This is a genomic window from Bradyrhizobium genosp. SA-4 str. CB756 (assembly GCF_000473125.1).
Taxonomy (GTDB): Bacteria; Pseudomonadota; Alphaproteobacteria; order Rhizobiales; family Xanthobacteraceae; genus Bradyrhizobium; species Bradyrhizobium arachidis.
The window spans coordinates 1678598-1692415 of the sequence record NZ_KI421499.1 but is presented as its reverse complement, the minus strand read 5'-3'; the positions used below and the strand labels follow the sequence as shown (position 1 = coordinate 1692415).

At 64.5% G+C, this 13818-nt stretch carries 13 protein-coding genes; 10 read left to right on the top strand and 3 right to left on the bottom strand.

All coding sequences use genetic code 11. From position 1 onward, the window contains the following. Nucleotides 1-11 precede the first annotated feature (11 nt). The 3 genes from BRAGE_RS0108220 to BRAGE_RS0108210 all read left to right on the top strand — a co-directional run bounded on the left by BRAGE_RS0108220 (nt 12) and on the right by BRAGE_RS0108210 (nt 2812). Nucleotides 12-1178 carry an MFS transporter gene (locus BRAGE_RS0108220; RefSeq protein ID WP_027560074.1) on the top strand — a complete coding sequence of 389 codons (1167 nt, stop codon included), beginning with the start codon at nt 12-14 and terminating at the stop codon, nt 1176-1178. Nucleotides 1179-1246: 68 nt separating this feature from the next. Continuing rightward, on the top strand, nt 1247-1858 hold the full coding sequence (locus BRAGE_RS0108215; protein WP_027560075.1) for a PilZ domain-containing protein: 612 nt from the start codon (nt 1247-1249) through the stop codon (nt 1856-1858). 330 nt (nt 1859-2188) lie between these two features. Beyond that, the gene (locus BRAGE_RS0108210) at nt 2189-2812 is read left to right on the top strand and encodes a transglutaminase-like cysteine peptidase (RefSeq protein ID WP_027560076.1); all 624 of its coding nucleotides are present in this window, start codon (nt 2189-2191) and stop codon (nt 2810-2812) included. Between the two features lie 115 nt (nt 2813-2927). Here the strand turns inward: BRAGE_RS0108210 and BRAGE_RS0108205 are convergent, their stop codons facing one another. The 3 genes from BRAGE_RS0108205 to BRAGE_RS0108195 form a co-directional block, all read right to left on the bottom strand. Then, on the bottom strand, nt 2928-4691 hold the full coding sequence (locus BRAGE_RS0108205) for a CYTH and CHAD domain-containing protein (RefSeq protein ID WP_027560077.1): 1764 nt from the start codon (nt 4689-4691) through the stop codon (nt 2928-2930). A 450-nt stretch (nt 4692-5141) separates the two neighbouring features. Then, nucleotides 5142-6434 carry a metal-dependent hydrolase family protein gene (locus tag BRAGE_RS0108200; RefSeq protein ID WP_231164390.1) on the bottom strand — a complete coding sequence of 431 codons (1293 nt, stop codon included), beginning with the start codon at nt 6432-6434 and terminating at the stop codon, nt 5142-5144. 270 nt (nt 6435-6704) lie between these two features. Next, nucleotides 6705-7412, bottom strand: coding sequence for a GntR family transcriptional regulator (locus tag BRAGE_RS0108195; protein WP_027560079.1), 708 nt, complete (start codon nt 7410-7412; stop codon nt 6705-6707). A gap of 257 nt (nt 7413-7669) precedes the next feature. Between BRAGE_RS0108195 and BRAGE_RS0108190 the strand changes: the two genes are divergently transcribed. From BRAGE_RS0108190 to BRAGE_RS0108160, 7 genes are all read left to right on the top strand, one after another. Next, entirely contained in the window at nt 7670-8656 is a 987-nt protein-coding gene (locus BRAGE_RS0108190) for an ABC transporter ATP-binding protein (protein ID WP_027560080.1), read from the top strand. 42 nt (nt 8657-8698) lie between these two features. After that, a complete protein-coding gene (locus BRAGE_RS0108185) occupies nt 8699-9985 on the top strand; it encodes an ABC transporter substrate-binding protein (RefSeq protein WP_027560081.1) in 1287 nt (428 codons plus the stop codon). 5 nt (nt 9986-9990) lie between these two features. Then, nucleotides 9991-10944, top strand: coding sequence for an ABC transporter permease (locus tag BRAGE_RS0108180; RefSeq protein WP_084334450.1), 954 nt, complete (start codon nt 9991-9993; stop codon nt 10942-10944). Then, on the top strand, nt 10944-11822 hold the full coding sequence (locus BRAGE_RS0108175; protein WP_027560083.1) for an ABC transporter permease: 879 nt from the start codon (nt 10944-10946) through the stop codon (nt 11820-11822). The genes BRAGE_RS0108180 and BRAGE_RS0108175 overlap by 1 nt, the downstream gene beginning before the upstream one ends. 5 nt (nt 11823-11827) lie before the next feature. Continuing rightward, nucleotides 11828-12559, top strand: coding sequence for an aspartate/glutamate racemase family protein (locus BRAGE_RS0108170; protein WP_027560084.1), 732 nt, complete (start codon nt 11828-11830; stop codon nt 12557-12559). A gap of 114 nt (nt 12560-12673) precedes the next feature. Further along, nucleotides 12674-12865, top strand: a complete 192-nt coding sequence (locus tag BRAGE_RS0108165; protein ID WP_027560085.1) for a hypothetical protein — start codon at nt 12674-12676, stop codon at nt 12863-12865. A gap of 286 nt (nt 12866-13151) precedes the next feature. After that, complete coding sequence (locus tag BRAGE_RS0108160; RefSeq protein WP_027560086.1) at nt 13152-13646, top strand: hypothetical protein; 495 nt, start codon at nt 13152-13154, stop codon at nt 13644-13646. Nucleotides 13647-13818 lie beyond the last annotated feature (172 nt).

Genomic DNA, 13818 nt, shown 5'->3' with positions numbered 1-13818 from the left:
GAGATGAGCCGTTGCGCAATCGCTGGGGCATTCTTGCGATCCTGTTCCTGGTTCGCCTCACCATCGCGTTCCAATTCCAAAGCGTGGCCGCGGTCGCGCCGCTGCTGCAACAGAGCTTTGGCGTCGGCATCGCCGATATCGGCATCCTGATCGGACTCTATTTCACCCCCGGTATCGTCCTGGCGCTGCCGGGCGGCGCGATCGGCCGATTTCTCGGCGACAAGCCGACGACGATTGCCGCGCTGCTGCTGATGACAGTGGGCAGCCTCGTCATGGCGGCCACCGATGTCTGGGGCTGGCAGATGGCGGGCCGGCTTACCTCCGGCGCCGGCGGCGTGCTGCTCACAGTGCAGCTCACCAAGATGGCCGCCGACTGGTTCGCAGGAAAGGAGATCGCCACCGCCATGGCGATCTTCGTCAATTCCTGGCCGGCCGGCGTTGGGATCTCTCTGCTGCTATTGCCGGCGCTCGGCACCGCCTATGGCGCAAGCAGCGTATTCCTTGCCGGAGCCGCGCTGACCGCGATCGGCGTTGTGCTGATCGCATTCTACCAGCCGCCGCCCGCAGCAATAGCCGGCCCGGCGGGCTCGGGCCGCCTCGATCCCCTGGCGCTGCTGGCGGTGATCGTCGCGGGCGCGATCTGGGGCCTCTATAATGTCGGCTTCGCCATGATCTTCTCGTTCGGCCCGTCCCTGCTCGCCGAGCGCGGCTGGAGCATCGCCGCCGCAGGCTCGGCGATCAGTGTCGTGATGTGGCTGTCGGTGATCTCGGTGCCGGCCGGCGGCTATCTCGCCGATCGCTTCAAGCGACCCTTTATACTGGCGATCGCGGCCAGCCTCGTCGTGGCCCTGCTGCTGGCCTGGCTACCGAGATCGGACGCCGTCATCACCATCCTCGTTCTGATTGGCCTGATCGGCGGCCATCCGGCCGGCCCGATCATGAGCCTGGCCGCGCGCGTGCTCGCCCCCGAGACCAGGGCGATCGGGATGGGCGTGTTCTACACGCTCTTCTATGCCGCGATGATGCTGGGGCCGGCCATTGCAGGCCGGCTCGCCAAATCGGCCGGCACCGCCGCGGTCGCGCTCGACCTCGGCGCGCTCGCAGTATTGGCCTGCCCGCCCCTGATGTGGCTTTTCGAGCGCATTGTTTCTGTCCGTCATCGCCGCGCGCAATCCTAACGCGGCATTAACCCTATGCACCTTAGGGTCGTCCCGGACTCCGCCAGGCGGGGGGTCGGGTTGTGAAAATGGCGTTGGCGAACAAAAAATTTCTTCCGGCCGCCGAGGAACGTCGGCGTTTTCAGCGGGTGAAGGTTCACCTGCTCGGTCGCTACATGCTGCCGGACCGCCGTGAATTCCCCTGCCAGGTGATCAACATGTCGCCGGGGGGTCTTGCGCTGCTCGCGCCCGGCATCGGCAATGTCGGTGACCGCGTGGTCGCCTATCTCGACCATATCGGCCGCGTCGAGGGCAAGATCACCCGCATCATCGACAATGGCTTTGCCATGACGATCGGCGCGACGCCGCGCAAGCGCGACAAGCTCGCGGCGCAGCTGACCTGGCTCGCCAACCGCGACATTCTCAATCTGCCCGAGGATCGCCGCCACGACCGTATCGTGCCGCGCAACCCGATCGCGGTGCTGACGCTCGAGGACGGCACCAAGATGACCTGCCGCATCATCGACCTGTCACTGTCCGGCGCGGCGATCGCCGCGGAGAACCGGCCGCCGCTGAAATCGACGGTTTTCCTCGGCCGGGTCCAGGGCCGCGTGGTCCGCAACCTCGAAGACGGCTTCGCGCTGGAGTTCATGCACGAGCAGCCGGCCGAGACACTCGAAGAGAGCGTTACCGCGCGGTAAAACGCAACCGCACCAAAACCACTGTTTTTCCAGACCAAGAGGCGGCCTCCGCGATGCGGACGCCGCCTTTTTCATGCGGCGTGACCAGCCTAGCGCGGGTTAACGCCGGCGCGCTTGCGCGCGGAAACGGCGGTTCCGCCAGCGTTTCCGCGTTAATCCCTAAAATTTGAATCAATTGCAGTATTCTCAAATTTTATTCGAATTTGGCTCAAGTATAGATCGAATTCTCCGCCAGTTTTACTTGCATTCGTCTCGACTTGACTTGGCCGACTTAGCGGCAACTCAAAAGCTCCATGCGAAACGTGGTCCCAACAAGAAACGGGGGCCGCAATGTTGGACTTCAGGGGACAGGGGAAAGGCTTGGCGATCGCCGCCATGCTCTTCGGGATCAGCGCGACAGCGCAGGCCGGCGAAGGCCGTCTGCTCTACGCGAGCCTCGGCGACACCACGCGTGCGCCGATCGGCTGGGTCGAGTTCTGTGCGGACAATGCCGCGCAGTGCCAGAGCGGGCCGACGCAGCCACGCGACATCGTGATGTCGCAGACGGCTTGGCGCGACCTCGTCAAGGTCAATCGCTGGGTCAACGAGACCGTCAAGCCTTTGACCGACCAGGAGCACTGGGGCGTGATCGAGAAGTGGTCGCTGCCGACCGACGGCTACGGCGACTGTGAAGACTACGTGCTGCTGAAGCGCAAGATGCTGATGGATGCCGGATGGCCGCGCGAGGCCCTGCTCATCACCGTCGTGCGCGACAAGAAGGGCGAAGGACACGCGGTGCTGACGGTGAAGACCGACAAGGGCGAGTTCGTTCTCGACAATCAGAACGAGAACGTCGTGGCCTGGACGGAGACCGGCTACCGCTTCGTCAAGCGCCAGTCGCAGAGCGATCCCAACGTCTGGGTCTCGCTGGGCGACACCAAGCCGGCGGTCTCCACCGCCAGCGCGCGAGATTAGGAACGAGACAACGAGTTACGCGACCCGGTCACATCCCCACCCCTCCCCGTCCCAGACCGGTTCGCGCGCGGCCAGCCATCCCCCAATGGCTGGCCGCAACTTTTTTGGGATGCGATCAGTTCTGCGACACCCACGGCACGCGCGCGGCGGTGAAATCGCGCCACGTGCTTTGCAGGGCGGGCTGCACGCCGACCGAGGCGCGCGCCTGCCAGCCGGCGATCGCGGCAGCCGCGATGGCGCTGTCGGAGGACTCGCCACCGAGCCTATCGAGCAGCGAGGCCGTGACCGCCATGTCGTTGAAGGCGCCGAGCTCCTCCTGCAGGCCGGCGAGCCGGCGCGAGTAGCGCCTGGCGGATTTGCGATCGGCAAACAGCGGCAGCAGGAACTCGCTGAGATAGCGCAGCCGCTTGGCCGCGAGCCGCACCCGGTGCACCTGCTCAGGCGACAGCGACTTGAACCGGCGCCCGCGCTTGAGCACCTTGGCGTGCTGCTCCGACAGGATGCGCTGCGCGAAATTGACCGCCGGCTCGGCGAGCTGGCCGAGGTCTTCGGCGGCGACGTCGTTGCGCCAGCCGCGCGTCTCGATCCAGCCGCCGAGGCCGATCAGGAACAGCGCGCAGCGGCGATCGCCGAGCGCGCGATGCGCTTTGCGATAAGCCTCGGACTGGCGCCTGGCCGCGGCTCGGCCGAGCGTATCGAAGCCGGCGACCGCAGGACAGGCCGAGGCGATCGTCGGCAAGGTGTCGAGCTGGAACACATCCCAGTCGCGCGCAGCCGAAAGGTCCTGCGCCAGCCATTTGGTTTCAGCCCGCAGCGCATCGAGATTGCTGAGCGCGCCGACCGACGCCATCAGATCGAGCGCCGAGCGAAGCCTCCGCAGCGAGACGCGCAGCTGATGCACGCCTTCCGGATTGCGACCGTCCTCGGCCGCCGGCAGCGATTGCAGCAAATGGTGGAAGCAGGACCGCAGGATGGTCTCGAAGGCCTCGTCGAGCGTGACTGACGGATCGAGCTGAAGCTTGCGCGGCCGGCGCGCCGCCGGCGGCTTGTCGGCGGCAAGATCGAAGCCGCGCGCCGACTTGCTGCGGATCGACGGCTTCACCGCGCCGTGCTCGGCAAGACGCAGCGCGATCTCGTAGATCGTGCTGGCGCTGCCGCTCTTCAGCTCAAGCTCGATCTCGCTCACCGGCAGCGACCGCTCGCCGGCAATCAGCTCGCCCTGATCGAAGGCGATCTCGACGGTGCCGGACGGCAGGTCGATCATTCGCGCGTGGCGATGGATGTCGGCGGTGAAGACGGGTTCAAGCGGCTGCGTCTCGAGCTGCTCGCGGAGCTTCTCCGGAATGAAAGGCATCGCCAGAGCGAGATCCGGCGCGAGCGAGGGAACGCTCGCCTCCCACTCGCCACGGCGCAGCGGATCGTCCGCGGCGTCGGTCTTCACGGTCTGCACGAAGCGCGCGCCGTTCTGGCGCACGCGCAAGCTGAGGCCGCTCTTCCGAAGCGCGCGCTCGGGCGTGTCGTAGTAGACCGATTTGAGATGCTTGCGTGCCCCCTTGTTGCGCGCGTTGCTCGCGATGATCGGCGCGGCATTGAAATGCGCCATGCGCTCGGCATCGACGAGAAGCTTGAGCTCGATCTCGGCCGAGACGCGCGCGGCGACAGTCGATTGGGTTGGCTCCGGCGAGGGCGTCGCATCTTGCGACGGCGTCTGATCACTCACAGCGCCCTCGACGGTCTTTGGTTCCGCGCCGGCCTCGGCCAGATCAATCTGCCTGAGGAAGCCGGCGGCGACTTGCGTTCTCTTGTTGTCCTTTGGGACAGGATTCCCATCCGGCGCGCCCGGAGTCTTGCGGGCCGGCGTTGCGTCTGACTTTAGCATTTTACGATGACATGACAGTTAGATGACAGAACGTCAGCATATAGCGGGTGCGGTGCGCGAGGAATAGTAACGTTACGCTGCGGCGCATGATCGTCCACACGACGTTCAGGCGCAAAAGTCAGGCAAAGCTTGTCACAATCGGCTTGACGCCGACGAATTAAATTGCCGCGGGGCCCGGCAAGTGATCGAATTGACAGCGAATCTCGTCGCTCTCGAAAGCGAGATGAACGCGTCAGCGAGCTTGACTCAATGCTAGCCGAGAAATTCTTCCTGGTTCTGGAAACGCTTAGAAGTCACGCATCCGATGACCGGCCCGAAATTGTGACAAGTCCTGCGAGGCCGCCTGCGATCCCGGAGATTGCATCCACCTCGCCGCGCAAGAAGCCGGCATCTGACGATCGCAACTAGAAGCGTTCCAATGTCGCAAGGCCGCGAGACGCGCCATACGCGTCAATGTGCAAGACTGTTCTTGTAGATCCTGCCGCCCTTCATGATCACGACAAAATTCTTCGCCGGATCTTCGACGAGCGCGATGTTGTCGAGCGGATTGCCGTCGACGAGCAGGAGATCGGCGAGTGCGCCCTCCTCCACCACGCCGAGCTTGCCAGGATAGGGATTGCGCAGGCCCGAGAGGCTCAACAGTTCCGCATTGGCCGAGGTCGCCATGGCCAGTGCTTCGGCCGGCGTGTACCAGCGCGTCAGCGCAGCCAGCATCGAGCCCTGCTTCTCCGCCAGTGCCTGCGAGAACAGCACGTCGGTGCCGAACGCGGTCTTGATCTTGTACTTCTTCGCCAGCGCGTAGACGCGATCGGTGCCGGCGACCACTTGCCGCATCTTGTCCTGCTCCGCAGGCCCGAGCGCAGCGGCACCGGACAGATCGAGGAACGGCTGCGTGCTGAGCCAGATGCCCTTCTCTGCGATCAGTTTCGCATTCGCCTCGTCCATGAGATGACCGTGCTCGATGCATCTCACGCCGGCCGCGATCGAGCGCTGGATCGCGACCGGCGTGTAGGCGTGCGTCGCAACGTAAGTGCCCCAATTGTCGGCGGCTTCGACTGCCGCGCGCAACTCGGGCTCGGTGAAGGTGGAGACGTCGAGCGGGCTGAACGGCGAAGCGACGCCGCCGCCGGCGGTGAGCTTGACTTGCGAGGCGCCCTGCATCAGCTGCTCGCGGGCGCGGACGCGCACCTCGTCGGGACTGTCGGCGACCATGCTGCCGCCGATCTGCTCCATACGGCTGAGCATGCCGCCGATGGTCCGCGGCAGGTCGGAGAGCTGGCGGAAATCGCCGTGTCCGCCAGTGATGGTGATGATGGCACCGGATGGATAGATGCGCGGGCCAGCAACGAGGTCCTCGTCGATGGCCTGCTTGAGGCCGAAGGTCGGCCCGCCCATGTCGCGAATGGTGGTGAAGCCGCGCATCAGCGTCGCGGTCGCTTCGCTCGCGGCAACCAGATTGTTGTAGCCAATGTCGCCCGCGAGCGCCGCCATCGGCGTCGGACGCACCAGCATCGCGTGCCAGTGCGCGTCGATCAGCCCCGGCATCAGAACGCGTCCGCCTCCGTCGATGATTTGTGCGGCTACCGTCGCGTCTCCCGTCGCAATCTTCTCGATGGCACCGTTCCTGACGAGGACGCTGGATGGCGCCGAGAGCGCGCTGGCCTTGCCGTCGAAGATCCGGACATTGCGGAACAGCACCGCGGAGTCCTCGGCCGCTGCTGACGAGGGGCCGCCGAGCCCCATTGCAGTGCCGACAAGCCATGCTGCGAACGCGAAAACTTTGGCCGACATCCTCAAACCCGACATATCCAGCCTTCCACTGAGGTCTAGGGCTACGCGAGGGGCGATGGCAGGCACGCAACGTCTGGTCGGCAGTTGACCCCGACGTTTAGCTTCCGTCAACGTACAACCATGGCGGCAAGATGCAGCCCTGCTATCTGCGTTGACGGGGATCGGCGCGATCAGCCGCAATTGAATCAAAGAGGTCGCGCGTGACGTCCGGCCGCGTCCGACTCAGGCGCCAAGCACGTCCACGAGCCGCAGCTCGTCGGCCGCGAGATCCTTCAGGAACAGCTCGGCCTCGATCTCTCGCAGATGCGACAACATCTGCGCCCGCGCGGCCTCCCGGTCGCGCTTGCGGATCGCGGCGACGATGCCGGCGTGATGATCGGTGCCGCAGGCCGGCGTGTCGTGGCGGCGATAGAGCAGGATGATCAGCGAGGAGCGCGCGATCAGCTCCTTGAGGAAGCCGAGATAGATGCTGTGGCCGCTCATCTCGGCAACAAGCCGGTGAAACTCGCCGGAGAGCCGCACGGAGGCGCGGGCATCGCCGCGCAGCTCGGCCTCGCGCTCTTCGGCGAGATGTTGCTGGAGACGATCGATCCAGACCGGTGACGCCGCATCGATCGCATGATCGACGATCGCCGGTTCGATCAGGCGGCGCGCCTCGAACACTTCGCGAGCATCGGCCGGCGTCGGCCGCGCGACGAAGGCGCCGCGGTTCTTCTCGATGTTGACGATTCCCTCATGTGCAAGCTGTTGCAGCGCGGTGCGCACCAGCGTGCGGCTCGCGCCGTAGATCTCGCCGATCTCGTCTTCGCCGAGCTTCGTGCCCGGCAGCAGGCGATGCTCGAGGATCGCGGCGGTCACGCCTTCCCTGATCCGGCTGACGCGATCGCTCGCATCTGGCGCGTCGGATTTCTGGCGGGTCTTGGCAGCCATGGGGTTGAGGGCTCGATCGGCGAATATCGGGCCAAATGTTAGTCGACGAGCTGTATCCAATCACAGGCGAAACTTTATACAATTTGCGCCCGTTTTGTGTGCAGGTGGCTGCGCGCGCGCCGGGCAGCCCGGATGCGCCGAATTCGATCTAACGATCTGACTCCGCAGCACACTTTCTGGGATTTGACGGACCGAAGCCTGTTGGCACGGACCTTGCGGAGAGAGGCGGAAAGCATCGCCCTCCCCCTGGACACGCCATGGCCACTCCCGCCGCTCTCGAACTGGTCGCCGTCACCAAGCGCTACGACACGACGCTGGCGGTCGACAACGTCAACCTGAAGATCCCGGCCGGCACCTATTGCTGCCTGCTCGGCCCCTCCGGCTGCGGCAAGACCTCGACCTTGCGCATGATCGCAGGCCATGAGGCGGTCAGCGCGGGCGACATCATTCTCGGCGCGCAGAACGTCACTGATCTCGAGCCCGCCAAGCGCGGCACGGCGATGATGTTCCAGTCCTACGCGCTGTTTCCGCACCTGACCGTGCTCGACAACGTGGCGTTTGCCCTGAAAATGCGCGGCGTCGATCGCGCGACGCGGCACAAGCGCGCAGGCGAGCTGCTCGAGCTCGTGGCCATGAGCCCCTATGCCGGCCGGCTGCCGGCGCAGCTCTCCGGCGGCCAGCAGCAGCGCGTGGCGCTCGCCCGCGCGCTGATCACCGAGCCGCAGATCCTGCTGCTCGACGAGCCGCTCTCAGCGCTCGACCCGTTCCTGCGGGTCAAGATGCGTGGCGAGCTCAGGCGCCTCCAGCGCGAGCTCGGCATCAGCTTCATCCAGGTCACCCACGGCCAGGAGGAGGCGATGGCGCTCGCCGACCACATCGTGGTGATGAACCACGGCAGGATCGAGCAGCAGGGCCCGGCCCGCGACATCTTCCACCATCCCCGCACCGAATTCGTGGCGCGCTTCATCGGCGGCCACAACGTCCTCAGCGACGCCGGCAACCTCATCGCCGTGCGCGCCGATCAGCTCGGCATCGTGCCGTTCGCCGACGGCGCGTTCGGCGCGCCGGCGCTGCTGACCCAGACCGAGTACCAGGGCTCCTACATCGCCGTCTCGCTCACGCTCGACGACGGCACCGCCCTGTTCTCCCACGTTCCGGAAGCCACCTTCGACGTTCACCCGTTCCGTCCGGGCGATCGCGTGCTGGCCACCTGGGATCCCGCCAAGGCGCAGCGCCTGCAATAGCGCCGATCAATCAGTGGAATGCGCAACAGAGGAGTGACTGATATGACCGAGACGACCAAGAAGGGTTTTAGCCGCCGCACCCTGCTCAAGGGCAGCGCGGGTCTCGCCGGCCTTGCCGCCGGCTCCGGCGCGATCACCGGTTTTCCCTATGTGCATTCGGCCGAGCCGAAGGTGCTGCGCTATCTCGGCACCGCCGTGAACGAGGGCGACGACATCTCCAAGCAGTGCCTGAAGGACACCGGCATCAAGATCGAATACATCACCGCGACCACCGACGACGTGACCAAGCGCGTGATGACCCAGCCGAACTCCTTCGACGTGCTGGACACCGAATATTTCTCGCTGAAGAAGATCGTGCCGTCGGGCAACATCCTTGCCCTCGACGCCAAGAAGATCAAGGAATTCGACAACATCACGCCGGTCTTCACCAAGGGCGAGACGCCCGGCGGTAAGAAGATCGGTGGCCAGGGCACCGCGCCGTGGAAGGTGCTCTATCTCGAAGGCAAGGACTCCAAGAAGTTCGCGACGTCGGCGACCGAATTCGTCACGCTGATCCCGACCGTCTACAATGCCGACACCCTCGGCATCCGCCCCGATTTGATCAAGCGTCCGATCAGCACCTGGGCCGAGCTGCTCAACCCCGAGTTCAAGGGCAAGGCCTCGATCCTCAACATCCCCTCGATCGGCATCATGGATGCCGCGATGGTCGTGGAAGCCAGCGGTAAATACAAATATGCCGACAAGGGCAACATGACCAAGGAAGAGATCGATCTCACCATGAAGGTGATGACCGAGGCGAAGAAGGCCGGCCAGTTCCGTGCCTTCTGGAAGGACTTCAACGAGAGCGTCAACCTGATGGCTTCGGGCGAAACGGTCATCCAGTCGATGTGGTCGCCGGCGGTGACGAAGGTGCGCTCGATGGGGATCGCCTGCACCTTCCAGCCGCTGAAGGAAGGCTATCGCTCCTGGGCCTCGGGCTTCTGCGTGTCGAAGGGCGTGTCGGGCGCGAAGCTCGACTGGGCCTATGAGTTCGTCAACTGGTTCCTGTCCGGCTATGCCGGCGCCTATCTCAACCGCCAGGGCTACTACTCCGCTGTGCTCTCCACCGCGAAGGCGCATATGGAGCCGTATGAGTGGGCGTACTGGATGGAAGGCAAGCCGGCCGAGAAGGACATCAAGGCGCCCGACGGCTCGCTGCTCGAAAAGGCCGGCGCGGTGCGCGACGGTGGCTCCTATGAAGATCGCATGGGCGCGGTCGCGTGCTGGAACGCGGTGATGGACGAGAACGACTACATGGTCCGCAAGTGGAACGAGTTCATCGCGGCGTGACGGACATGTCGGAAGAGGTTTTGCAACAGGCAACCCCGGGCTTGATCCCGGGGTCGGGCACGGCGCGCGCCGCAAAAGCGACGCGGCTGTCGCCCTCCTTCATCTCCTGGCTCCAGGCCGGGCCGATGATGCTGGTGTTTCTTGCCTTCTTCCTCATTCCACTCGTCTTCGTCGTCATCGTCTCGTTCTGGGACTACAACGAATATCAGCTGCTCCCGGCCTTCTCGGGCCGCGGCTACACCGACACGTTCGAGGGCTGCATCGCGCAGCTCCCCGATCTCTGCACCATCGGCAAGACCTATCTGAAGACGCTGAAGCTGTGCTTCCTGGTGTGGGCGATCACGCTCTTCATCGGCTTCTGGGTCGCCTATTTCCTCGCCTTCCACGTCAAGTCCAAGACCTGGCAGATGGGATTGTCGTTGCTCTGCACGATCCCGTTCTGGACCTCCAACGTCATCCGCATGATCGCCTGGATCCCGCTGCTCGGCCGCAACGGTCTCGTCAACTCCGGCCTGATCAAGACCGGCCTGGTCAACCACCCCGTGGAATGGCTGCTGTTCTCCGAATTCTCCGTCGTGCTCGCGCTCGTCCACCTCTTCACCTTCTTCATGGTGGTGCCGATCTTCAATTCGATGATCCGCATCGACAAGTCGCTGATCGAGGCCGCCTATGACGCCGGCGCCACCGGCCTCCAGACGCTGGTCAATGTCATCATTCCCCTTGCAAAACCCGGCATCGTGATCGGCTCGATCTTCGTCATCACCATCGTGATGGGCGACTTCATCACCATCGGCGTGATGGGCGGCCAGCAGATCGCCGCCGCCGGCAAGATCATCGAGACGCGGCTGAACGCGCTGCAATTCCCGGCAGCGGCGGCGAATGCCGTAATCCTGCTCGCAATCACTTTCCTGATCATCACCATGATGTCGCGCATCGTCGACATCCGGAAGGAGCTGTGATGAAGGAAGGACGCGCGCGCTCTTTCTACGTGCTCGCGATCTTCTTCGCGGCCTATGTGCTGTTCCTCTACGGGCCGATGATCGCGATCTACGTGCTGTCGTTCCAGGGGCCGCAGGGCGGCCTCACCTTTCCGATGAACGGCGTCTCGACCTTCTGGCTTGCAAAGCTGTTCGAGGGCACCGGCATCGTCGATCTCGGCGCCGCCTTCCGCCGCTCGCTGCTGCTCGGCCTCGTGGTGATGGCCGTCACCGTCGTGCTGTCGGTTGCCGCCGGCATGGCGTTCCGCAGGAAATTCAGGGCGCAAAGCATCCTGTTCTACTCGGCGATCGCGAGCCTCATCGTGCCCTCGATCATCACCTCGCTCGGCATCTCCCTGGAATTCCGCATCATCGACGATCTGATCAAGGCGCATTGGAACGAGAATTTCGAGACCTCGATGGGCCTACTCACCTCGGGTCTCGGCGCGCACCTGACCTGGACGTTGCCGTTCGGCCTGCTCATCATGTTCGCGATCTTCAACCGCTTCGACCCGCGCCTCGAGGAAGCCGCGCGCGACCTCGGCGCGACGCCGTGGCAGACCTTCCGCTACGTCGTGCTGCCGATCATCCTGCCGTCGGTGATCGGCATCGGCCTGTTTGGCTTCACGCTGTCCTGGGACGAGCTCGCCCGCTCCAGCCAGGCGATCGGCCCGGTGAATACGCTGCCGCTCGATCTGCAGGGCCTCACCACCACCGTGACCAAGCCCGACATCTACGCGCTCGGCACCGTGATCTCGGCGGTGTCGTTCGCGGTGATCGCGCTTGCGCTCGGCACCATCCACATGCTCAACAAGCGGCAGGCGGCCAAGGGCTCGGACGCTGGCAAAGGGCTCGTCTGATCGCGATGCGGCTGCACATCGTCAATCCCAACACGACCGCGTCGATGACGGCGAAGATCGCCGCTGCGGCGCGCAGCGTTGCGCTGCCCGACACCGTGATCGATGCGCGCCAGCCGTCGATGGGCCCGGTCTCGATCGAAGGCTTTTACGACGAGGCATTTGCGGTGCCCGGCATGCTCGGCTGCATCCGCGAGGCCGACCGCGACGGTGCGGATGCGCACATCATCGCCTGCTTCGATGACACCGGCATCGACGCTGCGCGTGCGGCCGCAAAGACGCCGGTGATCGGCATCGGCGAAGCCGGCTTCCACATGGCGAGCCTGATCGCAGCGCGCTTTGCCGTGGTGACGACGCTCGGTGTCTCCATCGTTCCGATCGAGCATAACTTACGGAAATACGGCCTCGCCGAGCGCTGCGCCCGCGTCCGCGCAGCCGAGGTGCCGGTGCTCGCACTCGAGGAGCGCAACACTGATGCGCTTGGAAAAATCTCCGCGGAGATCACCGCCGCGATCCGCGACGATCGTGCCGAGGCCATCGTGCTCGGCTGTGCCGGCATGGCCGACTTCGCCGCTGAACTCGCCGCCACGCACGGCCTCCCCGTGATCGACGGCGTCGCAGCGGCCGTGACGCTGGCGGAAGGATTGGTGCGGCTCGGACTGCAGACGTCGCGGCTCGGGCCCTACGCCGCGCCGCGATCGAAGACCTATTCCGGTCCGTTTGCGCCGTTCCAGCCATGAGCCCTAACCGGCGACCGGCAATCCCGATCAACTTTTATGTTTCTGTCATAGAGCGCACTGTTTTCGCGCCAACCCCGTGCTAGGAAGCCGCACCAGTATTTCTACGGGGCTACTATGAAAAAGAACGACGTGACGTGTTCCGCGTGCGGGGCCGGCTTTCGGCGACTGGAACTGTCGACACCGCCGGCCAACAAGGGCGAGTACCGCTGTCCCGCCTGTGACGAGGTCGTGGAGACCTTCGACGGCAGCGCGTTCATCGCCTATCGCATGACGATTCAGCCTTCGATGAAGGCTGCCCGTCCCTAGCGGATTCGTTGCATGAACACGGGGCCGTCCCCGGATCGCTCATCGTACCTCAATACCCGCTCATGCCGAATTCGGCGTGGGCGGGTATTTTTTTTGGCACACCGATCCCGGTCACGGGAAGCCGCCGGGCTTGTGATAATTACGTTTTCCGGCACACGGCCTCTTTTTGGTCCCATTCCTTGCGGAAACGTAACGTTTTCGGGACATCCCCGGCCGCCTCTTGTTCTGCGTTCTTGGGTTGCCGGTCTTCGCCACTCACCAAGTTTCAATTTGGGTTTTGTCAGCGATGATCGATCTCGCAGAGAACACATCATCAAACCCTCTCCTTCGGCTCGGCGCCCAGCCTATCGCGCTGACCGCCGCCGCCCTCCTCCTGCTCATCGTCGGCGTGACCTCGATTGCGATGTGGCGCGCCTATACCGGCGCAGCACCCGAGACCGACCGGGTGGTGGCGTCGCGGCAACTCCAGGTCCGCACGGCCCAGGCGTCCGAGCAGCTGGTCGAGAAGACCAAGGGGCTGGAGGCTACCCAGCAGGAATCGATCGACCAGCTCCAGGTCGTGCAGGACCAGCTCCAGACCATGAAGCGGCTGATGGCGGCGCAGCAGGCCGACACCAAGCGCCTCTCCGAGCAGGTCGCAACGCTCAACGAGTCGATCGACGGTTTGCGGCAATCCTTCGCCAGCGCGCGGGCGACAGAGGCGGAGACGCCCTCGGTTACCCGCAGGAAACCGGCACGGTACCGCGTGCACGCCAGCGGCCGCAAACGCTCGCGCGGCTGAGCAACCACGGCGCGACTTTATTTTCGGCACTTGTGAACTGGATCACATTCCCCCGTATGATTCCGCGCCATGCTGGCCGTCACCGGATGGCGTGAGCCGATTTCAATATCCGGGGCTGGCAAGGTCGTTGACGGTATACTGCGTCAACGGCCTTGTTTTTTCAGGGTCCGGC